At 70.1% G+C, this 24,989-nt stretch carries 28 protein-coding genes and 1 tRNA gene; 19 read left to right on the top strand and 10 right to left on the bottom strand.

What is annotated here, in order from left to right:
• Positions 1 to 26: 26 nt before the first annotated feature.
• From K1T35_RS13085 to K1T35_RS13160, 16 genes are all read left to right on the top strand, one after another.
• Positions 27 to 1,700 (top strand): FAD-dependent oxidoreductase, encoded by a 1,674-nt coding sequence (locus tag K1T35_RS13085; protein WP_220260443.1) that lies wholly within the window; start codon positions 27 to 29, stop codon positions 1,698 to 1,700.
• A complete protein-coding gene (locus K1T35_RS13090) occupies positions 1,700 to 3,169 on the top strand; it encodes an ATP-binding protein (RefSeq protein ID WP_220260444.1) in 1,470 nt (489 codons plus the stop codon). Before K1T35_RS13085 ends, K1T35_RS13090 begins: the two co-directional genes overlap by 1 nt.
• Before the next feature lie 2 nt (positions 3,170 to 3,171).
• A complete protein-coding gene (locus tag K1T35_RS13095; protein ID WP_255622586.1) occupies positions 3,172 to 3,582 on the top strand; it encodes an OsmC family protein in 411 nt (136 codons plus the stop codon).
• 30 nt (positions 3,583 to 3,612) lie between these two features.
• Positions 3,613 to 4,515 carry a hypothetical protein gene (locus K1T35_RS13100; protein WP_220260446.1) on the top strand — a complete coding sequence of 301 codons (903 nt, stop codon included), beginning with the start codon at positions 3,613 to 3,615 and terminating at the stop codon, positions 4,513 to 4,515.
• 98 nt (positions 4,516 to 4,613) lie between these two features.
• Positions 4,614 to 5,018: a hypothetical protein gene (locus K1T35_RS13105; RefSeq protein WP_220260447.1), complete on the top strand. Its 405-nt coding sequence runs from the start codon at positions 4,614 to 4,616 to the stop codon at positions 5,016 to 5,018.
• 419 nt (positions 5,019 to 5,437) lie between these two features.
• On the top strand, positions 5,438 to 6,058 hold the full coding sequence (locus K1T35_RS13110; RefSeq protein ID WP_220260448.1) for a hypothetical protein: 621 nt from the start codon (positions 5,438 to 5,440) through the stop codon (positions 6,056 to 6,058).
• Positions 6,009 to 7,130, top strand: a complete 1,122-nt coding sequence (locus tag K1T35_RS13115; RefSeq protein WP_255621837.1) for an SRPBCC family protein — start codon at positions 6,009 to 6,011, stop codon at positions 7,128 to 7,130. The genes K1T35_RS13110 and K1T35_RS13115 overlap by 50 nt, the downstream gene beginning before the upstream one ends.
• 3 nt (positions 7,131 to 7,133) lie before the next feature.
• Positions 7,134 to 7,523 (top strand): gas vesicle protein GvpJ, encoded by a 390-nt coding sequence (gene gvpJ / locus K1T35_RS13120; protein WP_220260449.1) that lies wholly within the window; start codon positions 7,134 to 7,136, stop codon positions 7,521 to 7,523.
• Positions 7,523 to 8,320, top strand: coding sequence for a GvpL/GvpF family gas vesicle protein (locus K1T35_RS13125; protein WP_220260450.1), 798 nt, complete (start codon positions 7,523 to 7,525; stop codon positions 8,318 to 8,320). The genes gvpJ and K1T35_RS13125 overlap by 1 nt, the downstream gene beginning before the upstream one ends.
• Positions 8,321 to 8,323: 3 nt before the next feature.
• A complete protein-coding gene (locus tag K1T35_RS13130; RefSeq protein ID WP_220260451.1) occupies positions 8,324 to 8,590 on the top strand; it encodes a gas vesicle protein GvpG in 267 nt (88 codons plus the stop codon).
• A 20-nt stretch (positions 8,591 to 8,610) separates the two neighbouring features.
• Positions 8,611 to 8,958, top strand: coding sequence for a gas vesicle protein GvpO (gene gvpO, locus K1T35_RS13135; RefSeq protein WP_220260452.1), 348 nt, complete (start codon positions 8,611 to 8,613; stop codon positions 8,956 to 8,958).
• Positions 8,959 to 8,990: 32 nt separating this feature from the next.
• On the top strand, positions 8,991 to 9,335 hold the full coding sequence (locus K1T35_RS13140; RefSeq protein WP_220260453.1) for a gas vesicle protein: 345 nt from the start codon (positions 8,991 to 8,993) through the stop codon (positions 9,333 to 9,335).
• A complete protein-coding gene (locus K1T35_RS13145) occupies positions 9,325 to 10,113 on the top strand; it encodes a GvpL/GvpF family gas vesicle protein (RefSeq protein ID WP_220260454.1) in 789 nt (262 codons plus the stop codon). The genes K1T35_RS13140 and K1T35_RS13145 overlap by 11 nt, the downstream gene beginning before the upstream one ends.
• Complete coding sequence (locus K1T35_RS13150) at positions 10,110 to 10,298, top strand: gas vesicle protein (RefSeq protein WP_220260455.1); 189 nt, start codon at positions 10,110 to 10,112, stop codon at positions 10,296 to 10,298. The genes K1T35_RS13145 and K1T35_RS13150 overlap by 4 nt, the downstream gene beginning before the upstream one ends.
• On the top strand, positions 10,295 to 10,627 hold the full coding sequence (locus tag K1T35_RS13155) for a gas vesicle protein K (RefSeq protein WP_370645363.1): 333 nt from the start codon (positions 10,295 to 10,297) through the stop codon (positions 10,625 to 10,627). The genes K1T35_RS13150 and K1T35_RS13155 overlap by 4 nt, the downstream gene beginning before the upstream one ends.
• An 88-nt stretch (positions 10,628 to 10,715) precedes the next feature.
• The gene (locus tag K1T35_RS13160) at positions 10,716 to 11,045 is read left to right on the top strand and encodes an STAS domain-containing protein (RefSeq protein WP_220260456.1); all 330 of its coding nucleotides are present in this window, start codon (positions 10,716 to 10,718) and stop codon (positions 11,043 to 11,045) included.
• Between the two features lie 50 nt (positions 11,046 to 11,095).
• On the opposite strand, the gene K1T35_RS13165 is transcribed toward K1T35_RS13160, so the two are convergent.
• The 5 genes from K1T35_RS13165 to K1T35_RS13185 form a co-directional block, all read right to left on the bottom strand.
• Positions 11,096 to 11,386 carry a GlsB/YeaQ/YmgE family stress response membrane protein gene (locus K1T35_RS13165; RefSeq protein WP_220262567.1) on the bottom strand — a complete coding sequence of 97 codons (291 nt, stop codon included), beginning with the start codon at positions 11,384 to 11,386 and terminating at the stop codon, positions 11,096 to 11,098.
• Between the two features lie 80 nt (positions 11,387 to 11,466).
• A complete protein-coding gene (gene galK / locus K1T35_RS13170; RefSeq protein WP_255621839.1) occupies positions 11,467 to 12,597 on the bottom strand; it encodes a galactokinase in 1,131 nt (376 codons plus the stop codon).
• A complete protein-coding gene (gene galT, locus K1T35_RS13175; protein WP_220262568.1) occupies positions 12,594 to 13,691 on the bottom strand; it encodes a galactose-1-phosphate uridylyltransferase in 1,098 nt (365 codons plus the stop codon). Before galT ends, galK begins: the two co-directional genes overlap by 4 nt.
• Before the next feature lie 2 nt (positions 13,692 to 13,693).
• A complete protein-coding gene (locus K1T35_RS13180) occupies positions 13,694 to 14,461 on the bottom strand; it encodes a DeoR/GlpR family DNA-binding transcription regulator (protein WP_220260457.1) in 768 nt (255 codons plus the stop codon).
• Positions 14,461 to 16,437 carry a beta-galactosidase gene (locus K1T35_RS13185; protein ID WP_255621841.1) on the bottom strand — a complete coding sequence of 659 codons (1,977 nt, stop codon included), beginning with the start codon at positions 16,435 to 16,437 and terminating at the stop codon, positions 14,461 to 14,463. Before K1T35_RS13185 ends, K1T35_RS13180 begins: the two co-directional genes overlap by 1 nt.
• Before the next feature lie 209 nt (positions 16,438 to 16,646).
• Between K1T35_RS13185 and K1T35_RS13190 the strand changes: the two genes are divergently transcribed.
• Together K1T35_RS13190 and K1T35_RS13195 are read left to right on the top strand one after the other, a co-directional pair.
• Positions 16,647 to 16,874 carry a hypothetical protein gene (locus tag K1T35_RS13190; RefSeq protein ID WP_220260458.1) on the top strand — a complete coding sequence of 76 codons (228 nt, stop codon included), beginning with the start codon at positions 16,647 to 16,649 and terminating at the stop codon, positions 16,872 to 16,874.
• A 43-nt stretch (positions 16,875 to 16,917) separates the two neighbouring features.
• Positions 16,918 to 16,990: transfer RNA gene (locus K1T35_RS13195), tRNA-Asn, on the top strand.
• Between the two features lie 1,684 nt (positions 16,991 to 18,674).
• On the opposite strand, the gene K1T35_RS13200 is transcribed toward K1T35_RS13195, so the two are convergent.
• The 5 genes from K1T35_RS13200 to K1T35_RS13220 all read right to left on the bottom strand — a co-directional run bounded on the left by K1T35_RS13200 (position 18,675) and on the right by K1T35_RS13220 (position 24,312).
• Positions 18,675 to 19,484: a hypothetical protein gene (locus K1T35_RS13200; RefSeq protein WP_220260459.1), complete on the bottom strand. Its 810-nt coding sequence runs from the start codon at positions 19,482 to 19,484 to the stop codon at positions 18,675 to 18,677.
• A 186-nt stretch (positions 19,485 to 19,670) separates the two neighbouring features.
• The gene (locus K1T35_RS13205; protein WP_220254237.1) at positions 19,671 to 21,221 is read right to left on the bottom strand and encodes an IS1182 family transposase; all 1,551 of its coding nucleotides are present in this window, start codon (positions 21,219 to 21,221) and stop codon (positions 19,671 to 19,673) included.
• Between the two features lie 460 nt (positions 21,222 to 21,681).
• Complete coding sequence (locus K1T35_RS13210) at positions 21,682 to 21,930, bottom strand: DUF664 domain-containing protein (protein ID WP_255621842.1); 249 nt, start codon at positions 21,928 to 21,930, stop codon at positions 21,682 to 21,684.
• Between the two features lie 538 nt (positions 21,931 to 22,468).
• Positions 22,469 to 22,768 carry a hypothetical protein gene (locus K1T35_RS13215; RefSeq protein WP_220260460.1) on the bottom strand — a complete coding sequence of 100 codons (300 nt, stop codon included), beginning with the start codon at positions 22,766 to 22,768 and terminating at the stop codon, positions 22,469 to 22,471.
• Positions 22,769 to 22,788: 20 nt separating this feature from the next.
• A complete protein-coding gene (locus K1T35_RS13220) occupies positions 22,789 to 24,312 on the bottom strand; it encodes a DUF2235 domain-containing protein (RefSeq protein ID WP_220260461.1) in 1,524 nt (507 codons plus the stop codon).
• A gap of 87 nt (positions 24,313 to 24,399) precedes the next feature.
• Between K1T35_RS13220 and K1T35_RS13225 the strand changes: the two genes are divergently transcribed.
• Complete coding sequence (locus tag K1T35_RS13225) at positions 24,400 to 24,879, top strand: cupin domain-containing protein (RefSeq protein WP_255621843.1); 480 nt, start codon at positions 24,400 to 24,402, stop codon at positions 24,877 to 24,879.
• Positions 24,880 to 24,989 lie beyond the last annotated feature (110 nt).

Genomic DNA, 24,989 nt, shown 5'->3' on the forward strand with positions numbered 1-24,989 from the left:
CGGACCGCCGTCCCGCTGGAGCCTGCATGACCACGATCGAGCCCCGCTCGACGAAACCCGTTCTGATGACGGTCGACGACGACCCGGGTGTGAGCCGCGCCGTGGCTCGCGACCTGCGCCGCCGCTACGGCCAGGACCACCGGATCGTCCGCGCCGAGTCCGGCCGCGACGCGCTCGACGCGCTGCGCGAGCTCACCCTGCGCGGCGAGCCGGTGGCGGCGATCCTCGCCGATTACCGGATGCCGGAGATGAACGGCATCGAGTTCCTCGAGCAGGCCATGGACATCGCCCCGCACGCGCGCCGCGCCCTGCTCACCGCCTACGCCGACACCGACGCGGCGATCCAGGCGATCAACCTGGTCGACGTCGACCACTACCTGCTCAAGCCGTGGGACCCGCCGGAGGAGAAGCTCTACCCCGTCGTCGACGCACTGGTCGAGACGTGGCGGGCGGTGGGCCAGCGCCCGGTCGACGAGATCCGGATCGTCGGCCACCGCTGGTCGGCCGAGTGCTTCTCGGCCCGCGACTTCCTCGCCCGCAACTCCGTGCCCTACCGCTACTACTCGATCGACGAGCCGGAAGGCGCGCGCCTGCTGGAGGCTGCAGGCGCAGGCCCGGAGGACGTCCCGGTGCTGATCACCGCCGACGGCACGGCGCTGCGCTCGCCCACCGATGCCGAGATCGCCGCCGCGTGCGGGCTCACCACCGACCCGGTCTCCGACTTCTACGACCTGATCGTGGTCGGCGGCGGCCCGGCAGGACTGGGCTCGGCCGTGTACGGCGCGTCGGAGGGCCTGCGCACGGTGCTCGTCGAACGCCAGGCCACCGGCGGTCAGGCCGGGCAGAGCTCCCGGATCGAGAACTACCTCGGCTTCCCCGACGGCGTGTCCGGCGCGCAGCTCACGGATCGCGCCCGGCGGCAGGCCGCCAAGTTCGGCGCCGAGGTGCTCACCGCCCGCGACGTCGTCGGGCTGGAGGCGCGCGGCTCGGCGCGCGTCGTGAAGTTCGGCGACGGCAGCGAGATCGCCGCGCACGCCGTGGTGCTGGCCACCGGCGTCGCCTACCGCAGCCTTGACGCGCCCGGGGTCAACGAGCTCACCGGCCGCGGTGTGTTCTACGGCTCGGCCGCCACCGAGGCGCCTGCCTGCCGCGGCGAGGACGTCTACATCGTCGGAGGCGCCAACTCCGCTGGTCAGGCGGCCGTGTTCTTCTCCAAGCACGCCGCCACCGTCACGCTGGTGGTGCGGGGGCCGAGCCTCGAGGCGTCCATGTCGACGTACCTGATCAAGCAGATCGAGGCCATCGACAATGTCTCCGTGCGCACCCGCTGCCAGGTCGTGGAGGCACACGGCGACGACCACCTGCAGTCGATCACGCTCTGCGAGGGTGACACGCGGGAATCGGTGAAGGCCGGTTCGATGTTCGTATTCATCGGCGCGGCACCGCGCACGGACTGGCTCGACGGCTTCGTCCAGCGCGACGCCCGCGGTTTCATCCCCACCGGTCCCGACCTCGTCGTCGACGGGCAGCGCCCGCCGGGGTGGACGCTGGACCGGGATCCTTACCACCTGGAGGCGAGCGTGCCCGGAGTGTTCGTGGCGGGAGACGTGCGGTCCGACTCCGTGAAGCGCGTCGCGTCCGCCGTCGGGGAGGGTGCCATGGCCGTGACCCTCGTCCACCGCTATCTGGCGGAGCAGTGATGACCACACTCGACGAAACCACTCCCGCCCGGCTCACGCCGGAGGAGCTGCGCACGCTGTTCCTGTTCGCCGACCTCGAGGACCACCAGGCCGCCTGGGTGATCGAGAACGGCGATGTCGTTCCCTTCCCGGCGGGGGAGAACATCGTCAGCGAGGGCGAGCCTGCGCGCTGCTTCTACGTGCTGCTGTCCGGCGCGATCTCGATGTTCAAGCTGGTCAGCGGCGACCCGGTGGAGACCACCCGCACCGAGCAGCGGGGCGTGTACTTCGGCGCCACGCAGTTCTACCTCGACGACGACACCGCTCTGACCTACCCGGCGTCGGTGCGCGCGGTCACCGACTGCACGGTGCTCGCCCTCCCCGCGAAGGAGTTCGCGCGCGCGTTCGCGTCGTGGTTCCCGATGGCGGTGCACCTGCTCGAGGGCATGTTGATGGGGTTGCGCCGCGGCAACGCGCAGGTGGCCGAGCGGGAACGGCTGCTCGCGCTCGGCAAGCTGTCCGCGGGGCTCACCCACGAGCTGAACAACCCGGCTGCCGCCGCGGGCCGCGCGGCCGACGCGCTGCGCGACAAGGTGTCCGGCATGCGGGCGAAGCTCGCCATGATCGCCGACGGGAAGATCGCGGGCGACCAGCTGAAGAAGCTGGTGATGGCGCAGGACGAGTTCGTGAAGAAGGTCCGCTACGCGCCGACGCTGTCGCCGCTCGAGGCCACCGACCGCGAGGACGAGCTCGGCGACTGGCTCGACGACCACGGCATCGGCGGCGGGTGGGACCTCGCCCCGGTGTTCGTGGCCGGTGGGCTCGGCGTCGAGGACCTGGACGCGGTGGACGCGGCCGCGGGCGAGACCACGCTCGAGGGCGCGATCCGCTGGCTCGCCTACACCGTGGAGACCGAGAGCCTGCTGCGGGAGATCCTCGACGCCACCACCCGGATCTCCGACCTGGTGCTCGCCGCCAAGCAGTACTCGCAGCTCGACCGCGCGCCGCACCGCTTCATCGACGTGCACGAGGGCCTCGACGCCACCCTCGTCATGTTCGGTCGCAAGCTCGCGCCCCCGGAGTCCGGTGCGGAGGCCGGCATCGCGATCGTCAAGGAGTACGACCGGACGCTGCCCCAGATCCCGGCCTACCCCGCCGAGCTCAACCAGGTCTGGACGAACATCATCGACAACGCGATCGACGCCATGGGCGGCACGGGGACGCTCACCGTCCGCACCGGCCGCATCGACGACGACTGCATCTTCGTGGAGATCGGCGACACCGGGCCGGGCATACCGCCCGACGTCCGGCGGCGGATCTTCGAGCCGTTCTTCACGACGAAGCCGGTCGGGCGCGGCACCGGCCTCGGGCTGGACGTGAGCTACCGGGTCGTGGTCAACCGGCACCGGGGCGACATCACCGTCACGTCCGAGCCGGGCGACACCCGCTTCCGGGTGCGCCTGCCGATCACGGAGGAGCCCGCCACGTGACGATGCAGATCCCGCTCGCGTCGGCCGGCGCCGTCCTCGCGTCCGACGCAGGCCGGGCCGTCGGCCTGAAGCTGGGGCCGCACGAGGTCACCTCCGATCACGCCACCTCCGGGGCGGGTGCCGGTCCGACCCCGCTCGAGCTCATGACCGGCGCGCTCGCGGCGTGCAGCGCGATGTCGGCGCGCACCCATCTCGAGCGCGACGGCGATCCGGGGGACATCGAGGTGATCGTCACCCTCGACGCGGGCCCGCCCACGTTGCTCTACCGGCGGGTGCTGCTCGGGTTCCGGCTCGACCGCGACGAGGCGCATCGCCTCGCCGACGCGCTCGAGCGCACCGAGGTGACGATGATGCTCAAGCCCGCGTTTTCCATCCGGACGCAGATCGAGCATGCCGGGGAGCCGCTCGCGTAAATTCCATTGAATTAGGGCATGCTGGCCGGCATGGGTGTTCTCTATGTCGGTTCCGGTCCCTATTGCTACGCGAATTCTCTCGCGATGGTCCTCGGTGTGGACGGCCCGCCGCCGTCGGCGATCGAGGTGCTCAGCGGCTCGCCGTTCGGGTTCCACCCCGGCGGCGGGCTGGCGTGGTTCGACCCGCTGGGCTGGGATCCGGACCGAGGCGTCGACACGGCCCTCGACCTGCTGGGATGGACCTGCGAGCGGGCATCGGGTGGCTCGGCGGCCGACGCCGTGGAGCGGTTGCGGGCCGCCGACGGCCCGGTGTTCGTCGGACCGGTGGAGTTCGGCCTACTACTGCACCACCCGGGATCCGGGCAGGTCCTCGACTCCGACCACTTCATGGTCGTCACCGCCGTGACCGACGGTGTCGTCCATTTTCACGACCCGCACGGATTTCCGTTCGCCACGCTACCCGTCGACGAATTCGTGGCGGCCTGGGAATCGGTCACGTTCGAATATCCCGCCGAGCCGTTCACGATGCGCTCGCGGTTCCGTCGCGTCCGGGAGGTCCCCGTCACCGACGCGCTGCGCGCATCCCTGCCCAATGCGCGACGCCTGCTCGACGACGGGAGCGCAGGCGCGGCCGTCGAGCGGTTTGCCTGCCTCGTCGCCGCCGGGCTGAGCCCGCGGCACGAGGCGCACCTCGTCCACTTCGCGGTCCGGGTCGGCGCCCGCCGCCTCGCCGACGCAGCGGTGTGGCTCGGCCGGCTCGGCCTCGCCGGTGCGGCGGTTGTCGCGGAGGAGCAGGCGCGGCTCGTCGGCGGCCTGCAGTACCCGCTGGTACGGGGCGACCGGGAGCGCGTGATGGAACTGCTCGGTCTCCTCGCACCAACCTACGCCGCGCTGTGCGCGGAGCTCGCGGTCGCCGACGGCGTGACCACATAGGGCTCGCCGAGCGCGGTCGTCACTCGTGCGAGATCGGTAGGGCGTCGGACAACGGGGTACGAGGCCGGAACGCGCGCCGAGTGGCGATGGAGAAGGGGATGGGTCGGATGGTCGAGATCACGGGGAGTGCAGCGATCGAGCGGGATTCGACCGAGCGGCTCGAGCGGAGCCTGCGGGAGCTGCTCGCCACGCTGATCGACCGCGCGTTCGGGCTCGCCCTGGACGCCGTGGAGGGCCTCGCCCGCCAGCTGGACGAGGTTGCCGCCCGGGGAGGGCTCCCACTGAACGCACTGCTCGGCGGGGCCGTAGCCCTCTTCGAGGGGCGTAGCCCGCTCTGGGGCGCGGTCAGGGGCGCGTTCGCGGCGATGAGCCCGGCGGCGAAGGGTGCTTCGATCGCCGCCCTGATCCTCGCGCTGCTCCTGGTGCCGCTGACCGTCGTTCTCCTGCTGCTCGCCCTGATCGGCCTCGCCGTGTGGGGCGCGATCAGGGCTGCCCGGCGGTGATCCTCTCTCCTCCATTCAGCCGGATTTGCCGCAGCATTCGGAGCAAGAGTTGCCGACCAGCGGGCGCTCAGCGTGAGCTGTCACCGAGCGGTCCAGGAGTCGGACGCACAAGCTCGCGGCGCTCGGGCCGATGATCATTGCCGCTCGCATCCAGGGAGCGGTCGAGACGAACCGATGGCCCCCCAGCCTGCTCCGAACGGCCTAATTTTCCGACGATCCCGACGGCGGCGCGTGTGAGATCAGTGCCCGGGGTAATCGCTGGACGCGGCCGTCGGGGACGTGCATTGCGAGAACCACATGGTTTTTGCGATCGCGGAACGGTCGAGCGCCCGACAACCGAAAAAGGAGTTCCAGTGAAGTGTGGGGCACGAGTGGCCCTCGGCGTTGCCGGCGGCTATTTACTCGGACGAACGAAGAAGATGAAGCTCGCATTGATGCTGGGTGGGATGGCCGCGGGTCGACGGGCCGGAGGACCGGGCGAACTCCTGAGCCGAGGTACCAAGCTCATCGACGCCTCGCCGGAGTTGTCACGCCTCGTGGGCGAGGTGCGAGGGCGGCTCCTGGAGGCGGGCAAGGGTGCTGTCGTCGCTGTGGCCACCCGGCAGGTGGAGTCCCTCACCGACCGCGTCGGCAAGCGGGTCGAGGCGCTCGGCGAGACCGGCGATCTGCGGCGGCGCCGGACCGAGAAGCCCGGTCGTGACGAGCCGGAGCACGCCGAGGAGCAGGCGGACGTCGAGGAAGGCGATGCCGAGGAGGCAGAGGCCGAGGAGAGGGACACCGAGGACAAGGACACCGAGGACAAGGACACCGAGGAGAGGGCCACCGAGGACAAGAACGCGGCGCCGCGGGACACCGAGCGCGCTCGCGCCACCGACGGCCGGGAGGAGCAGGGAGCCCGCCGCGCGAGCCGCGCCCCCGCGGCGAATTCTTCGCGCGGTCGCGGCGGCCGGAGCACGTCGGGGACCGCTACCGTCCGGCGCACCGCCTCCGGTGCCGGGAGCCGCAAGCCGCGCGCTCGGCGGGGTGAGGGCGATGGCTGAAACGACGACCAAGAAGGTCAAGGAGGCCGCGCCGACCGACGCGCTGCGCGATGCCGGGCAGCAGTTGCTGGCGCTGCTGGTACAGCGGGCGGCCGAGGCCGCGACGGAGCGCGTGACCGGTCTGTCGGAGCGCCTGAGCGGGGTTGCGGAACAGGGCCTGGGGTTGCGCGAGGCGCTGAACTCCAACGGGAACAACCGCGGTGGCGGCGGTGGCTCCGTCGCCGGGCTGCTGTCCCGCGGGGTCGGTGCGGTCGCGGACCTCGGTGCCCGGAAGGGGCTCGGGGCACTCAAGGAGAAGGTGCAGAGTGCGGTCGGGTCCGTCGGCGGCGCGGGCCAGAAGCTCAAGGTCACGGTGATCAGCGAGGATCTGGAAGTCGGCCTGCCGCTGCGCACCACCTACGACCTGTGGACGCGGTTCGCCGACTTCCCCAGCTTCATGAAGAAGGTGGAAAGGGTCGAGCAGACCGACGACGTGACGACCACATGGACGGCGCAGGTGCTGTGGTCGCACCGCACCTGGGAGTCGACCATCGTCGAGCAGGTGCCGGATTCGCACATCGTGTGGCGGTCGGAGGGGGCGAAGGGGCGCGTCGACGGCGCGGTGACCTTCACCGAGCTCGGACCCAACCTCACCCGGGTGCTGCTGGTGCTCGAGTACCACCCGCAGGGGCTGTTCGAGCACACCGGAAACCTCTGGCGGGCCCAGGGTAGGCGGGCCCGGCTGGAGTTCCAGCACTTCCGCAGGCACGCGATGAGGCACGTGTTGATCCATCAGGACGACGTCGAGGGTTGGCGTGGCGAGATCCGCGACGGTGAAGTGGTCAGGACTCACGAGGAGGCGATCGAGGAAGAGCGCCGCGAGCAGGAGGAATACGAGGAATACGACGAGGCCGAAGAGCCCGACGAATCCGACGAGGTCCAGTCCGACGATGAGGGGCCGGACGACGAGTATTACGCCGACGACGAATTCACCGATGAGGAGAAATCCGCCGACGAGGAGCTCGAAGAGCCGGTACCGGCTTCACGAGCACGTCGGCCGGCCGCGGCGAATTCGACGGAACGGGGGAAGTAGGCGATGACCACATCCGTACCGGCAGGAGGCGGCGGTGGCGTCGAGCGACCGTCGCCCACTGGTCTGGCCGACGTCATCGACACGATTCTCGACAAGGGCCTGGTGATCGATGCCTACGTGCGTGTCTCGCTGGTCGGGATCGAGCTGCTGACGATCGACGCAAGGATCGTCGTGGCGAGTGTCGATACCTACCTGCGTTTCGCGGATGCGGTGAACCGGCTCGACATCTCGGAGACGGAGCACAAGGGCCTCCCTGAGCTCATGGAGGACGTCAACCGCACGGGATCGCGGAGCAAGGCGAAGGGGGCCATCGAGGCGGCCGGTGACGCGCTGCGCGATTTCCTCGGTGAGGACGAGCGGGAGCCGGCGCGCCGGCGGGGGGAGGGACGCTGATGTCTGCCGGGCTCGGTCACCGCGAGGAACAGAACGTGCAGCAGGGCGAGAAGGTCGTGTACGTGTACGGCATCGTCCCGGCCGACGTCGAGGTCGAGCCGGACGTACGCGGCGTGGGCGATCCCCCTGACGAGGTCACGATCATCCGAAAGGGACAGATCGCGGCACTGGTGAGCTGTGTGTCACCGGACAAGCCGCTGGGCACGCCGGAGGACCTGGCAGCGCACGCGCAGCTCCTCGACGCGACAGCGGCGGACGCACCGGTCCTCCCTCTGCGGTTCGGGGCGGTGCTCACGGACGAGCGGGCTGTCCAGGAAGAGCTCCTCGGCGAGCACCACGACGCGTTCAAGAGCGCGCTGGATCAGCTCGAGGGACGCGCCGAGTTCATCGTCAAGGGGCGCTACGAACACGACGCGGTTCTGCGCGAGGTCGTGGACGAATCCGACGACCTGGCGCAGCTGCGCGAGCAGATCGGCGGCCAGCCGGAGGAGGCGACCCGGAACGCCCGGATCGCGCTCGGCGAGGCCGTGTACAACGCGATCGAGGCGAAACGCGAGCGCGACACGGCGAAGCTGACGAACGCTCTCACGGGGACCGTCGTGGAGGTCAACGTGCGTCCAGCGACGCACGAGGAGGACGCCGTCCACCTCGCCTGCCTTGTCGAAACCGATCGCCAGGGCGAATTCCAGAGCGCGGTCGACGAGATCGCTCGGGAGTGGGATGGCCGAATCGAGATGCGCGTGCGCGGGCCCCTCGCTCCCTACGACTTCGTGGTCACGCAGACGCCCGGGGAGTGAGGAATGGGTTTGCTGTCGTTCGTGTTCGGTCTGCCGTTCGCGCCGGTCCGTGCGCTGATCTCGCTGGCAGAGGTCATTCAGGAGCGGGTCGAGCAGGAGCTGCACGACCCGGCCGTCGCCCGGCGAGAGCTCGAGCAGGTCGAGGAGGCGAGCGCGCGTGGCGAGCTCTCGCCGGACGCGGTCGCCGAGGCCGAGTACCGGGTGACCGGTCGGATGACACAGCAAAGTACGGCCGGCGCGATGGCGGCGGAGAGCGAACATGAACGCTGAGCGGAGCTGGCGGAGCGACGATGAAGGCTGAGCGGAGCAGGAGTCAGGATCGCGATGACCGGCCGAGCCGGGTTCGGTCCGAGGAGTCGGAGCCGGCGCTCGCAGCCAACGAGATCGGTGCCATCGCGCTGGGGCGCGTGCGCGAACTGATCTCGAGGGAGCCGGTCGCCGCCACGGCCGTCGAACCGTCCGACGACGGGTGGGTGGTCGACGTGGAGGTGATCGAGGAACGGCGGATCCCGTCGTCGTCGGACATGCTCGCGTTGTACGAGGTCGAGCTCGACCCCGGCGGCGAGCTGATCGCTTACCGCAGGACGAAGCGGTACGCGCGGGGCAGCGCGATCAACGGACGAAACGGGGCATCGTGACATCCGCGTCGGGCCCACCCGGAAATGCGGTCATGAGCCAGCCGCACGGCTCGCCCGGGCATCAACCCGCCAACGTCGGCGACATCCTCGAACGGGTCCTGGACAAGGGACTGGTCATCGCCGGCGATATCCAGGTGAACCTGCTGGACATCGAGCTGCTCACGATCAAGCTCCGGCTGGTTGTCGCGTCCCTCGAGACGGCGCGTGAAGTCGGGATCGACTGGTGGGAGCACGACCCGTGGCTCACCGGCAGGGACGGGAAACTCGAGCGCGAGAACCGCGAGCTGCGCGCCCGTGTGGCGGAGCTCGAGCAGAGCACCCGATCGGATCGCTCACTCGAGGCAGGCGAACCGAGCGGGGCGAGCGATGACGCCTGACGAGCAGGCGGTGTGGGCCTACGCGGTGACCCGGTCTTCCGGGTCCGGTGACCTCGCCCGTGACCTTCGGGGACTCACCGGGGTGGACGGAGAGCCCGTACGGATGGTGCATCAAGGAGATCTGGCCGCGATCGTCGGTTCCGTCGACGGTGAGGTGTTCGCGGCGCAGGCGCTGCACCGCAACTTCGAGGACCTCGACTGGCTCGCGGGAACGGCGCGGGCGCACGACGCGGTCGTGTCCGCGGTCGCCCGCCACGGTGCCATGGTTCCCCTGCGGCTGGCCACGATCTTCCGGGACGACGAGCGGGTCCGCGACATGCTCGCCGACCGTTGGCCGGACTTCGATTTCGCGCTGCTCCAGGTGACAGGGCGGACCGAATGGGGGGTGAAGGCGTACGGCGACCGCGCCGTTCTCGCGGGTCCGGCCGAGCCGGAGCCCGCCGCGGCCGGCGCAGGAACCGCGTACCTCATGCGGCGCAAGGCCCAGCTGTCGGCGGACGTGGAGACCGAACGCCGTGCCGTCGGCGTTGCGGAGCACATCCACGCGACCCTCGCCGGTGTCGCGACCGCGGCGCGGCGGCATCGGCCGCAGGACCCGCGCCTGTCCGGACGGTGCGAGTGGATGCTGCTCAACGGTGCCTACCTCGTCGACGACGACCGGACCGACGATTTCGCCGACGTCGTCGCTGCCCAGGACGGTGCCCACCGCGGCATCCGCCTCGAGCTGACCGGCCCGTGGCCCCCGTACTCGTTCGCGGCGACGGAGGCGGACGGATGACCCGGCAGCCCGCCCGGTACGACGATCGGCGGGTCGCGCTCGTGGATCTGCTCGATCGGGTGCTGGCCGGTGGTGTGGTCATCGCGGGGGACGTGACGATCGGGATCGCGGATGTCGACCTGGTGCGCGTCTCCCTGCGCGCGCTCATCTGTTCGGTGAGCGGTGACGAGAGGAGATCTCCGTGAGTCGGCCGGTGCCGGAGCATGCCGAAGGCGATCCGTCGGACCGGCGCCTTCGGCTTCCCGAGCGGATCGACGCCGACCCCGAATCCGTGGAACGGGACCTGGCGTGCCTGGTGCTCACGATCGTCGAGCTCGTGCGCCAGCTGATGGAACGGCAGGCGCTGCGTCGGGTGGACGAGGGTGATCTCACCGACGAGCAGATCGAGCGCATCGGCGCAACGCTGATGGCCCTCGACCGGAGGATGACCGAACTGCGTGCCCACTTCGGGTTGGACCCCGAAGACCTTGACATCGATCTGGGACCGCTGGGACACCTGGTCTCGACGGACTGAGCGTCGAGCGCGGGGCAGAGGAGGCGCCGACGTGCACGTCGACGACTACAGGACCGCGACCGCGACGGCGGCCGGCGCCGGATTGACCATGAGGCTCGCTCGGCACGGGCAGGCCAGGGTGCTGCGCATGCGGGGAGCGCTCACCTGCGACTCCGCCGCCGCTGCGCGGGACGCGGTCATCGAGCAGCTGGCGCTGGTCCCGGCCGTCCTCGTCCTCGACCTGTCCGGGCTCACGTTCGTCGACCGGGCCGGCGCGGAGAGCCTGTGGTGCGTGGGAGAGCGCGCGGAGCGGGCGGACATCGACCTGCGGTTCGTCGCTTCCGGCCTGGCGTGGATGCATCTGTCGACCGCCGCGGTGCACGCGCTCGGACCGGTGTACGCGACCGTCGAGGAGGCGCTCGACCGGTCGGACCGGTGAGAAAAGGGTGCGTCCGGGCCGTACGCGACCCGGACGCACGCTCGGCGTGGTCAGCCCCTGAGACCGAACCGGGATCGACGCCGTCCGTACATGCCTGCCACCAGAGCCACGCCGATGGCCGCGACCACCACCTGCACGATGAGCTCCAGCCAGTCGATCCCGCCCGTCACCGTCGGGATGCCGAGCGCCCTGGCGATGGCGGTGCCGATGAACGCCGCCACGATCCCGACCACGATCGTGAGCCAGATCGGAATGTGCTGCTTGCCCGGTACGACCAGCCGGCCGAGTGCGCCGATGACGATTCCGACGAGTAGTGCACTGATGATGCCGGTGATGGTCATTTTTCCTCCAACCATCAACTGCCGGATGATTTGTCGGAATACCCGGGCGCGAACCTTCTCAAGCGTTGTCGGAGTGGAATTCACCCCACCCGCTCGGCGCCCGCGGACGGCTCGGTGGCGCGGATGTCCGGTTCGCGGTAGCCGGCCGACGCGAACGCCGCCCGTACCGCTCCCGACACCGTGTCGGCGCCGTCCGCCGGCACGAGTGCGATGGCGGAGCCGCCGAACCCGCCGCCGGTCATCCGGGCGCCGAGGGCGCCCGCGGCCCTGGCCGTGGAGCAGGCCAGGTCGAGCTCGGTGCAGGACACCTCGTAGTCCCCGGCGAGCGAGGCGTGGGAGGCGTCGAGCAGCGGGCCGATCTCGGCGAGCCGGCCGGCATCCAGCAATGCGACCGTGCGGCGCACCCGGTCGATCTCGGTGACGATGTGCCGGGCGCGGGGGAGCAGGTCGGCGTCGAGTGCGGCGAGGTCCTCGAGGGTGGCCTCACGCAGACTGGGCCTGCCGAGCGCGTCCGCAGCCTTCTCCACGGAGGCGCGGCGGGCGCCGTACTCGTTGTCGGCGTGGCTGTGCCGCACCTTGGTGTCGATGACGAGCAGGGTGAGCCCGTACTCCGCCGGGGCGAACGGGACCTGGCGCGTCGACTCGTCGTGGGTGTCGAGCAGCAGCGCGTGCCCCGCCGTCCCGAGCAGCGACGCCGCCTGGTCCATGCCGCCGGTCTGGGCGCCGACCACATCGTTCTCCGCGCGGCGGCACGCGTCGACGAGCACCTTCCGGCCATCGGCCGAGCTGCCGAGGCCCAGCCCGAACAGGTCGTCGACGGCGAGGGCCGCCCCGCACTCGAGCGCCGCGGACGAGGAGAGCCCCGATCCGAGCGGCACGCTGTCGGTGACCAGCAGGTCGATCCCGCCGACCGCGTGGCCGGCCTGCCGCAGCGCCCACAGCACCCCGGCGACGTAGCCCGACCAGCCGTCGGGCCGGCCCGGCCCGACGTCGGTGAGCTCGCCGTCGAACCCGCCTTCCTCCGAGAGGCTGCGCAGCCGGAGCCGGTCGTCGTCCCGCTTCGCGACCTCGACGATGGTGCGCTGCGCGATCGCGAACGGCAGGCACAGGCCGTCGGCGTAGTCGACGTGCTCGCCGATCAGGTTGACCCGGCCCGGTCCGGCCCAGCGGCCGTCCGGCTCGCGTCCGAAGAGCTCCGCGAACGTACTCACGATCCGACCTCCCGCAGCCGCTGGGCGATCCGCTCCGGCAGCGCGTCGTTGATCCAGGCGCCGGCCCCCGACTCCGAACCGGCGAGGTACTTGAGCTTCCCGGGCGCGCGGCGCAGCGAGAACAGCCGCAGGTGCAGCCGGGTGAGATCGCGCCCGGTGTGCACGGGCGCCTGGTGCCAGCCCGCGATGTACGGCGGGTGCGGCGCCTCGTCGAAGTACACCTCGAACCGGTGCAGCAGGTCGCGGTACAGCTCCGCCAGCTCGGCGCGCTCCTCATCGGCGAGGTCGGCGAAGTCGCGGACGGGCCGGTGCGGCACGAGGTGCGCCTCCACCGGCCAGCGCGCCGCGGCGGGCACGAAGACCGTGAAATGCGTGCTCTCGCGGACGACGCGGGTGCCGGCCTTGCGCTCGGCGGCCAGCACGTCGTCGTGAAGGTCCCGGCCGGTGCGCTGGCGGTGCTCGGCCGCCCGGTTCAGCAGCTGGGCGGTGCGCGGGGTGACGAACGGGTAGGCGTAGATCTGCCCGTGCGGGTGCTCGAGGGTCACGCCGATCTCGGTGCCGCGGTTCTCGAACGGGAACACCTGCTCCACGCCGGGCATCGCCGACAGCGCGGCCGTGCGGTCGGCCCACGCCTCGATCACCGTGCGCACCCGCTCCACGGGCAGCGCGCCGAACGAGGAGTTGTGGTCGCTGGTGAAGCAGACGACCTCGCACCGCCCGACCGCAGGGCGCTGCGGCCACAGGGGGTCACCGTCCACCTCGGGCGGAACGTCGGTGGCGACGTCCTGGGCGAACGACGGGAAGCGGTTCTCGAACACCACCACGTCGTAGTCCGATGCCGGGATCTCCGACGGCGCGCGGCCGGGCCGAGTCGGGCACAGCGGGCACGCGTCGGCAGGCGGGAGGAACGTGCGGTCCTGGCGGTGCGCCGCGATCGCCACCCACTCGCCGGTCAGGACGTCGTAACGCATGATCGACCCCGTCTGCACCTTCGGCAGGTCACGGGTGTCGGGTGGCGGCACGCGGTCGGGCGTGACGTCGTCGAAGTAGATCAGCTCGCGCCCGTCGGCCATCAGGGCGGTCGTCCGCCGGATGTTCATGCGGCCAGCACCAGCCGTCCGCAGCTCTGCTCCAGGACCTGGCGGGCCTCCGGATCGAGGCCGTCGTCGCTCACGACGACGTCGGCCTCGTCGAGGGTCGCGATCGTGCTCAACCCCACTACTCCCCATTTCGAGTTGTCGGCCACCACGGCCACCTGCCGGGCACTGTCGAGCAGCGCCCGGTTCGTCTCCGCCTCCGCCAGGTTCGGGCTGGTGAAGCCCGCACCGACGTCCATCCCGTGCACCCCCATCAGCAACCAGTCGACGTGCAGCCCGCGCAGGGCCGCCACCGCGACCGGCCCGACCAGCGCGTCCGACGGGGTGCGCTCACCGCCGGTGAGCACGACCGTGAGGTCGGGGCGCGGCGCCGCGTGCAGCACCTCGGCCACCCGCAGCGAGTTCGTGACGACCGTGAGCCGCGGGATCCCCAGCAGCACCGACGCGACCGCATGCGTCGTCGTACCCGCCGACAGCGCCACCGACGCCCCCGGCTCGATGAGCGCGGCGGCCGCCTCGGCGATGGCCTGTTTCGCGGCCATGTGCAGCGTCGACTTGGCCGCGAAGCCGGGTTCCTCGACGCTACCGCCCGTTGCGGTGGCGCCACCGTGCACGCGGGTGACGAGCCCACGCCGGGCGAGCTCGTCGATGTCGCGGCGCACCGTCATGTCCGAGACGTCGAGCCGGTCGACCAGCTCCGACACCCGCACACCGCCCGTGGCACGCACGGCGTCGAGTATCAGCTCCTGGCGCTGGCGGGCCAGCATCAGCCCTCGTCAGACTCGACGACGGCCGCGGTGCCCGCCGCCACGCGCACCTCGCCGTCGGCGCGGTCACCGGTGAGCAGGTCGACGCCGGTGGCCGGGACGCTCGCCGGCAGGTCGCCGCGGTTGAGCACGAACACGTACCGGCCGCGGCGCACCACCTCCAGGCCCGGCTGCGGCGCCTCCAGCCGCGTGACGCCCGCCTCGCGGGTGAGCCGGTCGGCGAGCGCGGCCGTGGCCTCGTCGTCCAGCCACGTGGCGAGATACCAGGCCGCGCCATCGCCGACGGCACGCCGGGTGAGCGCGGGCGTACCGGGCAGCGGCCCGTCGGTGTAGCTCGCGACGACCTCCGCGTCGCGCGCTTCGAGGAGCTCGGTCCAGACGTCGGCGGTGCTCCCGTCGTCGAGTGCGACGGTGACCCCTGGCATGAGCGGCGCGAACTCCTCGGTGCGCACGCCGAGCAGGTCGCGGAACGCTCCCGGGTAGCCGCCGAGCCGGACGTGGTCGTGCTCGTCGACGATCCCGGAGAAGTACGTGACAAGGACGTGCCCCCCGTCATCGACGTACGCCCGCAGCGCGGCCGCCGTCTCGTCCGTGCACAGGTACAGCGTCGGGACGATCACCAGCTTGTAGCCCGACAGGTCGACCGAGGGGTGCACGACGTCGGCCGTGGCGCCCAGCTCGGTGACCGCGCGGTGCCAGCGCAGCGCCGCGTCCATGTAGCGGACCTTGCAGCTGGGGTGGGAGCCCAGGTCGCAGGCCCACCAAGCCTCCCAGTCGACGAGGAGCGCGACGTCGGCCTCCACCCGGCTCCCGGCCACGTCGCCGAGCTTCCGCAGCGCCGCGCCGAGCTCCACGACCTCGCGGAAGCGCGCCGAGTCCGGCCCGGCGTGCGGCACCAGTGCCGAGTGGTACTTCTCGGCGCCCGCCTTCGACGCGCGCCACTGGAAGAACCCGACGGTGTCAGCGCCGCGGGCGACGTGGCGCAGCGAGTCGAGCAGCAGCTCACCCTGCTTCTTCGCCGGGTTCACCGGCTGCCAGTTCACCGCGCTCGTGGCCGACTCCATGAGCATCCACGGCTCGCCGCCCGCCACGCCCCGCGTGAGGTCGTCGCTGAACGCCTGCTCGGCCCGGGGGCGGGGCAGCCGGGTGTCGATGTAGTGGTCCTGCGAGACGAGGTCGAGCTGCGGCGCCCAGCTGAAGTAGTCGGTGCCCGACTGCCGCGGGTTGACCATCAGGTTCGTGGTGACGGGCACGTCCGGCGAGAGCTGGCGCAGGACGTCGCGCTCCGCGCGGTAGTAGTCCAGCAGCGCGTCGGACGAGAAGCGGGAGAAGTCGAGCTCGTGGCTCGGATTGGTGATCGTGGGCGTGAGCCGGGGCGGCAGCACCTCGTCGAACGAGGAGTAGCGCTGCGACCAGAACGCCGTGCCCCACGCGTCGTTCAGCTTCTCGATCGAGCCGTAGCGGCCCACGAGCCAGCGCCGGAACGCCGCGGCGCTCACGTCGCAGTAGCACCTGACGACGTGGCACCCCAGCTCGTTGCTGACGTGCCACAGCTTCACGGCCGGGTGGCTGCCGTACCGGCGGGCGAGCTCGCCGACGAGCTGGAGCGCGTGGTCGCGGAACACCGGGGAGCTCGGACACCAGGACTGCCGGCTGCCCTGCCACAGTGTGCGCCCCTCGGCGTCGACCGGCAGCACCTCCGGGTGCCGCATCGTGAGCCACGGCGGCGGCGAGGCGGTGGCCGTGGCCAGGTCGACGGCGATCCCGTTCGCGTGCAGCAGCTCGAGGACCTCGTCGAACCGCTCGAAGTCGTACTCGTCGGGTGCGGGCTCGAGCCATGCCCACGAGAACACCCCGAGCGTGACGAACCCGACCCCGGCTTCCTTCATCAGCGCCACGTCCTCGCGCCACACCGAGGGGTCCCACTGCTCGGGGTTGTAGTCGCATCCCATCGCGATGCCGGGGAAGGGGAGCACGTCGTCCTCTCGTCGGGTGACTCGCACACAAGACAACACTTCCGAACAGAAACCCAAGCGACCCTGGTGTGATGTCCGTCAGGTGTCAAGACCGGACGGGTTCCGCCCGCCCGCTGCGCCGAACGTACCCATCAGCGATCGTCCGGTTTCGACGCTCCCGGCTGGGGCACCATGTTCGGACGGGGGACGGCTCGATCCGGGGAGACGAGATGGTGAAGTTCCTGCTGGGTGCCGCCGTCGGTTACGTGCTGGGCGCCCGCGCCGGCCACGAACGCTACGAGCAGCTGCGCCGCACCTACCAGCGCATCGCCGACCACCCCGCCGTCCAGGGCGCCGCGGGCGTCGTCCGCGCCCGCGTGGAGGAGGCGGTGAACGGGCACAAGCACGAGGAGGGCCATGGGGAGGGGGTTCGCAGGCGCGCGGCGGCCGTGCGCTAAGGTTTCTCCTGCCAGCGGGGGCAGCGCCCCCGCACCCGTACGGTCCTCCGTAGCTCAATTGGCAGAGCATGCGACTGTTAATCGCAGGGTTGTTGGTTCGAGTCCAACCGGAGGAGCATCATCCCAGGTCAGCCGCCTGACTGGGACTCCGAATCAAGATCATCCCCCGCTTTACCCCCACTTTTCAGGGCGACTGAGTTGCGATCGAAGATCGCCAGAACCTCGGCTGCGCCCGTCCGAGCGGCCTTCCGGCCCAAGTAGTTGTCCTGCGTCATCGACACCTTCGCGTGCCCGAGCTGGTCGGCTGCCTGACGTGCGCTCAGCCCCAGGCGACGGGCGGCGTAGCCGGTCGGGTGTCGAAGAACCAGGCCATCGTTCTCTCACTGGACTCCGCGCAGTTGGATCAGTCATGCGCAGGGCAGCGGAACCACGGTGATGGAGGATGCCGTGTTTGCACCCGTATGCCTCGCGCTCGGCGCCGTAGCAGGTGTGGTCATCAGTACCTGCCCTGGCAACTGCGGGGTTGTCATGAGGGTCTCGGAGGAAAGTCCGTGGGCTCCCAGGCCGGCAGAGTTGGCCGTCGCACCGGCAGCGGCCCGCTCCGCCCCTGCTCCTGGTGGGTGAGGGGATTTATTAAGGACCGTCGGATGACGGCCGGAAGGGAACGCTAGGCGCTCGTTGGGTTCGTCACCCCAGTCCTGAGATCCGCGTCGCGCCGGAGCGTGGTCCTCAGCTTCAACCAGTCGTGCGCTGGTCGAGCTGAGGGCCGTTGAGGATCCGCTCTCTCGACCAGGAGGAAGCGGAGGGGTCTCAGAACGGTGAGCTACTTTCTTGCTGTTGGCGGTTCCGTCGCGGTAATCGTGGGTGTGATCACAGGGCTGAGTCGGATTGTCGTCGTCTGGCTTGCATTGCGTGGCTCTGAACCGCAGGATCGTCCTGCAATCCTGCGGGCAGTTGCTGACGTGTTCACCACAAGGCATACGGGTCGGCTTGGCAGGCGAGACCGCTGATGTGCTCTTGGTTGGCTGCGGGTGGCCTGCCCGGGCCGGTTGCTCGTCGGGCAGGGCTTGCGCGCGATCTCGTGCGCAGTGCCACGTCCCCGTCAGGTGGCTGTGCGTGCCGAGGACCGTAGTCAGGACGCGAGGGTGGGCGCCCCTGCTTTACCCCCACCTTTCAATAGCAGATGTCGGCAACAGACGCACATGAACGGGCGATCGCGCCCGAATTCCTGCCCAGCTCATAGGGAACACCGGCACATAACCAGCACCTACGAACGTAGTGGATCGTGTTTCGCAGGGTTGTTGGTTCGAGTCCAACCGGAGGAGCCCACCCCGGGTCAATTGCTTGACCTGGTCGGACGGCGTGTCCTTGGGTGTCTGTGTTCAGCGTCCCCTTCCTTGTTCAAGGCGGCGCCGCGGCCGGGCGGCGCCGCGGCCGGGCGGCGTCGAATGCCGGGTGCCATGCGGCGCCGGGGCGTGCGGCCTGGCCGCCGGTTCCCGTCGCCGCGCGCCCGGCAGGAAGGGCGGACCCGGCCGCGGCACCGCGAACAGCAGCGCGCGCACGCGGACATGAGTAGGTGGGCCGGGAGAGGGCGTGGCATCCCGTCGACCTCCACAAGGGCTATCACGCCGCGGACGGAGGGCAAGGCTGGCATCGTGGTCGGGGGTACGGTGGCTGATCTTCGCGGGATGTTGGCCTCCGTCCGCGGCGTGATCGGGCTACGCCAGGTCGACGGGATGCCACACCAAGCCCCCTCGTTACGGAATGCGCGCGGTGGTTACTACGACGCGGGACGGGCGCTCACGTGAAGATACCCGCAACGTTGACCAGGACAGCCGGCCCGCGAATGTTTAGGTCTTCTGCGCTGACGGTTCGATTGGCGATCTGTGGAGCGCCGCTGATCATCTTCTCAAGGCCATCAGCGCCCATCATTCGCCGCATTGAGCGGTTCAGGCCAGGCACCAAGAACTTCTCCAGCGAGTAACTGGAGCCTTCGCGAATGATGCGCTCTGCGAGTCCGAAGATGGCCATGTCGCCAACGAGATCATCGCTCGACGAGTCCAGGTAGTGATCCGCCTTGAGGATCATGTAGAAGTCACTGGAAGCGCCCTCTACCTCCGCCTTCATCACCTGCGGCACTGACTCGTGTGAACCATGGAAGAACTGCTGGGCCAGCTGCTCGTTCGAAGGCCGAAAGTCCGTCTGCCCGCGAGCCAGCGCGTCGAGCATCAAGGGTAGGAACTTCCCAAGTAGCTCGCCGATCTCACTTGCTGGCGCGAGTTCCAGTTCGCCCTCGAAAAGAACCGGGGAGCGGTGGATTAGCTGCTGTCCCGGATCCTGCGTCAGATCGCAAGCCCGGCCACTGACTACCAGCTCATCGATGATGTCATTGAACAGCTTGACCGGCCGCAATTCGGACTGGTAAATCTCAGTCACTTCTTCGCTCGCCGTGCGGTCACGATGCCCTTTAGCGACCTTATCGAACCCGACGCCGCGATCAGTTGATTCTACGACCTTGCGCGTAATCTGCGCGTCATGCGGAACGGGGATATCGTAGTAGTCCGCCATCGTGCGAAGAAGCGGGACGTCCAGGTACTTCGGGGAGCGCATCGCTGGACCTCCTCTAGGAGGGCGCTGAAGAAAGCCGATCTCGATGGGTGCGGGACGGGCAGGGTCTCTCAATGGGCCGTCGTTGCGGCGTTGGAGTCGAGCGCCCGTGGGCGTGACTACGAGCTCACCCTGCCCGTCGCGGGTCAGCGTGGAGGGCTGGGCGGGGCTGGTCAAGCCCGGTTCGGGTTAGGCGATCGCCCAGGCCCCGTCGGTGCGGGTGAGGCCGAGGGTGAGCAGGCGGCGCAGGTTGAGCGCGGCGAGGCGGTGGTGCAGCCACAGGTCGTTGAGCGCGGTTCCGCGGAACCGCAGTCGCCGGTTCCCGCCGGCGACCAGCCAGGCGATCGAGCGTTCGACCATCGGCCGGTGCTGGCGGTAGCTCGCCTGGAACTCGGGGTCTTGGGCGCGTTGTCGATGCGTGCGTTGGAGCGCGTCGTGAGGATGGAGCCGAAGTGTTCTTCCCGATGCCGAGGTGGTGCAGCGGGCGCGTAGCGGGCAGTCCCGGCAGGCCGCCCCGAAGATCACGTTCCGGGTGCGGGTCATCGAGCGGGTGATGCCGTTGGGGCAGGTCACGGTGCCGGCGTGCTCGTCGACGGTGAAGTCGTCGAGGGTGAACCCGCCCTCGACCGCGGGGCGCAGCGGCCACGGCTTGATGATCGGGGTGTGCCCGCCCTGCTGCGCGGCGTCGAGCATCTCCCCGCTGCCGTAGGCGGAATCGGCCAGCACCTCGGCCGGGTCGTCGGTGCCGGCGAGCAGATCGATCCCGACCGCGGCGTCGCTGTTCTCGGGCCCCGAGGCTGGGGTCAGCGCGGCGTCGGTGACGATCCCCGTCTCGGGTTCGACCACCAGATGCGCCTTGTAGCCGTCCTGGCGCCGCGAGCGGGTCTTATGCGCATGCCGCGCCTCGGGATCGACGGTGGAGATCACCCGATCCGGGGCCACCCGACGGGCGATCCGCCACCGCCCGTCGGTGCCGTCCGAGTCCTCGACCGGCTCCACGTCTTGCCCGGCGACCAGCGCCAACAACGCCACCGCCTCCGCCGCCTTCGCACCGAGTTCCTGCTCGGGCAGATGCCCCAACAGTCGGTGCGCATCGCCGACCAGGGCGTCGACCAGCTGCTCACGGGCAGCCGGGTCGTCCCAGGCGATCGACGGCTTCCCCGGCCGCGTGTAGTCGTGGGCCCGGCACTGCTGCGCGATCACGGCGGCGGCGCCGGGCACCTCCCGGGCGACCCGACGGACCGCGGCGATCAACTGGGTGATGGTGTCCTGGGTGGCCACCGCGTCATCCAGCACGGTGGAGTCCAACGCCCGCCGAGTCTTCCCGGTCAACGTCCCGGTCTCGGCCACCACCTGCCGGACCGCGTCGAAGATCCGATTCGGCCGATCCGAGCGCGCGAGCCGGCGCCGCCAGTAGGTCAACGACGTCGGGTGGAACGCCTTCCCCGTCACCGCCAGCCCACACGCGGCCTTCCACCGCAGATCAAACGTCAGCGCCTCCGCGGCCTCCCCGTCCGAGAGCCCGTGCAGGGTCTGCAACACGATCGCCGCCGCGATCACATCCGCCGGGATCGACGGCCGCCCCCGACCGGAGGCGAACAGGTCGACGAACATCTCGTCCGGGAACAACTCGCGGCGGTGCGCGGCCAGGAACGCGAACACCCCACCCTGCGGCAGCAGATGCCCCGCGACCGACTCCACATCCAAGATCTCACGCTGCGGATCAGCCCGTCCCTGCACCAACCGATCGTCCCAACCCGATCACGAACCCAGCGGGACCGACACCGCGATTTTTCAGGGGTCTCCTAGGGCGGCCCGCGGGGTCGAGCCGCATTCAACTTCAACGCTCCGCGTCGACACGAGAGGTTTCCACCGAGGTATGCGGTTCCGCGCCGAACGGACTACGGCAGTAGGCGAACGGCTGTTCGAGCTGTCGCGACCAGTCGCATCCGATCCGGCTGAGACGGTCGGGACGAGTCGCAGCAGCTCGTGATGCTCCCGCCGGTACTCCTGAGACACCGGGACGGCCTCCGCCTGACTCTCATAACCCAGAGACGGTGGCGGTGATCTGGCTCCCCGGGCGGGGCCGTCCGGGCGGTCACTGGGCCGTGGGAAGTTGCCCAACAACGAGAAACCAGTCGATCTTGCTTCGCAGAGTTGTTGGTTCGAGTCCGATCTAACCGGAGGAGTAGAACGCAGGTCAGTCGCCTGACTGGTAATGCGAGCCAATATCGGCCCCCGGGTTGGCCTTCTTGGCTGCGCGCTCGATCTTCGCGCGATGGTTGGCCCGGAAGTCTGCGTCTCGCTCATGAAGGTTCGGCCTCTCGGCATCCGTTCGTATTGCGCCGTCAAGTTGTTCGCGCAGGATGTCGGCGTGGCCGGCGTGCCGGTTGGTCTCGGTGAGCACGTGAATCGGAATGTTGAACAGCTGCACCTCGGGGCGGGCCACCAGGGCACATGGCCGGGTGAGTCGATGTCGAGGTCGGCGATCGTCGAGTCCGCGTGCTCCCATATAGGCCGACACCGGTCAGGTCAGGCCGGTGACGTGCTGGCCCGCCTGAGGCCTCGATGATCGCCGGAACTGGGACATAACCCCCACATATGAGCGTTATGTCCCAGTTCTGCTGATCATGGGCGTCGGTGCGGATGTCGGGACTGGCTCATCGGCGCTCGGGTGGCGTTCCGCCCAGCTTCGCGGCCGCTTTGTGCCGCCAGAGACAGGGTGCACGGAGACTTCATCCGTCCGGACGACGGCGCTCCAGCTGGACAGCGTGGGCAGCGGCCGTCCTGCGCCGCAGCGTGTTCGGCGAGGATCTTCACGGCGGAACCGGGCGGCGCTCTGGGAGCGCCTGTGGGTGGTGGCCGCGCATGGAAACGAAGCCGCGGAGTTGATCCGCCGACTCGGTGCGCCGACTTGAGTTGAGCCTGGAGTGCCTCGCTGCAGATGCAGCCTGAAGGCCGTGTGCGTGAGGTTCCCGGCTCCTGCGTCAGTCCCGTCCGCCGAGCCGGTCGACCGTCTCCTTGGCCTCCCGCAGATCTGCGCCGGTGGCCTCGCGGTAGGCCTTGATCGCCTGGATGGTTTTGCCCTGCCCCAGCAGGACCTCGACCTGCTCCATATGCGGCTCGGGCACCTCGACGCCGAGGTGGTCGAGCACCGCGTCCAGCTTCCGCTCGACGAGGGCCAGCCGCCGCATCTGCCGGCGCTCCGCCTCCCGCCGGCCGGTCGAGGCGGTCACGGCCACCAGCGCGATGACGGCGACCCCCAGCCCGAGGAGCGTGTAGTCCACGCCCGCACCCTATCCGCGGGTCAGCCGGCGGCGGTCACCGTGAGCTCTACGCTGCCTCGGTTGTTCCAGTAGTACCCCCACGCCTCGTTCGCGAAGGCGTACAGGTAGCCGGGCCGGTCGATCCGCTGGGTCGTCCCGGCGCCGATCGGGATGCGCTCGTGCCCGCACCCGGGCCGGATCCGCCCCGACTTGTCGCGCATCTCGTTGGCCACGTACCCGACCAGCGACATCCACGGCAGGTCGTGCTCCCTGCGGCCACCGATGACGCTCGGCGAGTCGTTCTTCACCACCGACCGGATCAGCCCTTCCACCCGGCCGATCGCCGAGCCGATCAGGTTGACGGGGGTGCGCGGCCGGGTGCCGCCGGCAGGGCCCACCGACGTCCCCGCACTGCTCCAGCTCCCCGCGGCCGTGAACGTGTAGGTGCCGGGCTCGAGCCACAGACCCGTCGCCGCCCAGCCGCCGGTGGCCGGCACGTCGACCGTCGCCGAACCACCTGGGGCGAGTGTCCGCGTCGGACGGTACGGCCCGCCGGGCAACGACGTGGCGGCCTGTCGCGCGTATGCGGATGCGTGGACGTTCGGGTCGGGCTCGTCGGCGCGGACCGGTGGAGTGGCTCGGGGCCACGGTTGGAACCCGAACTCGGTGAGCGGCGAGGTGAGCGTCTCCGCGTAGCGCAACAGGTGCGGCGATACGGCGAGCGGTTCTGCCCGGAACCGCTCACGCATCCGGCTGTCGAACTCGATTCCGACAGTCGACTCGGCCTCGTCCATCATCCAGAGCAGCGCCCCGTCGCTGAGGCCCTTCGGGTACCAGCCGCCGCCGACGTCGAGGTGACCGCCGGGAAACCACACCTGCTCGACGTCCTGGCCGGGAGCCGGGTCGGACCAGAGCGTCGGCGCGAACGTGCCGCGCAACTCGTCCAGCGCGACCGCGTGCCGGGCGTGCCGGATCTGCGGATCCAGCGCCACGTCGTGGAACTCGTGGTAGTCGCGGTCGAGTCCGTCGAACAGGTCGAGGTGATCCGGTATGCCGAGCGCACCGACCGTGTCCCAGACCCCGATGAAGTGGACGGGGATCGGGTCCGGGCCGTCGGGCTCGTAGACGAAGGACAGGCCGGTGTGCCACGTGACGTCGTCCGGGTCGTTCACCCGCTCGCGGTAGCGGCGGTAGACGCGGGCCACGCGGGTCTTGACCTCGGTCGGCCCGGTGGCTTCGAGCAGTCCGCAACGGCCGATCATCCCCGCGAGACTGCGCGCCGTGTAGGCCCCCCGGCTGAACCCGAACAACGCGACGAGGTCTCCCGGTCGGTACACCTGAACCAGCCACTCGTACGCGGCCATGATGTTCGACGAGAGGCCTGCTCCGGCCAGGCCACCGGGCAGCCAAGACGCGACGCTCGTGCCCACCCCTTGGATGTACCGGCACTTCTGCTCGACGCCGGTCCGGGTCGTCGCGGCGAGTGCCCTGTGCAGCCGGGCGACGTTGCTGTCGCTCGCGGCAGCCTGCCAGGTGCCGTCGCAGCAGATGATCAGATGCCGCACTTCTCCTCCCACCAGCCCGTTCCACGAGGTGTACCAGTCTCTCGGATCGCGGATTGACGTGCCCGAATTCGGCGGGATGATCTGACGATGATGACCGGCGACGAGATCGTGCTCGGCCCGCTGCCCAAGGGCATCACCCTCGCCAAGGAGGGGATGCGCAAGAAGGTGTGGAACATTCTCGGCCACACGTACTGGATGAAGGCGGCGAGCGACTCCAGCTTCGCCTTCGAGACCTACGACCCGCCGGGCACCGGCGTGCCGCCGCACGTCCACCCGCTCCAGGACGAGCACATCTACATCCTGGAAGGCGTGTTCACGCTCTACCTGGACGGCGAGTGGACGACGGCGGGGCCGGGCGACACCGTGCTCATGCCGCGCAACCTCCCGCACGCCTACTACAACCGCAGCGAGGCGCCCACCCGCGGCCTGTTCTGGGTGAGCCCGGCCGGAAAGCTCGCGGCGCTGTTCGACCACCTGCACAACCTCACCGACCCCGAGGAGGTCGTGCGCCTCTCCGCCGAGCACGACGTCGACTTCCTTCCGCCCGGTTCCGTGGAGGGCGCCTGACCCGCGCAGCGAACGGACCCGGCCAGTAAGAACCCTTCCGTCGTGAGCGGAGCCCGTTGACGACGCAGGCGGCATGGGGAGAGCGTGGTCTCCCACCGACGGCAGGGAGA

This window comes from Pseudonocardia sp. DSM 110487 (assembly GCF_019468565.1).
Taxonomy (GTDB): Bacteria; Actinomycetota; Actinomycetes; order Mycobacteriales; family Pseudonocardiaceae; genus Pseudonocardia.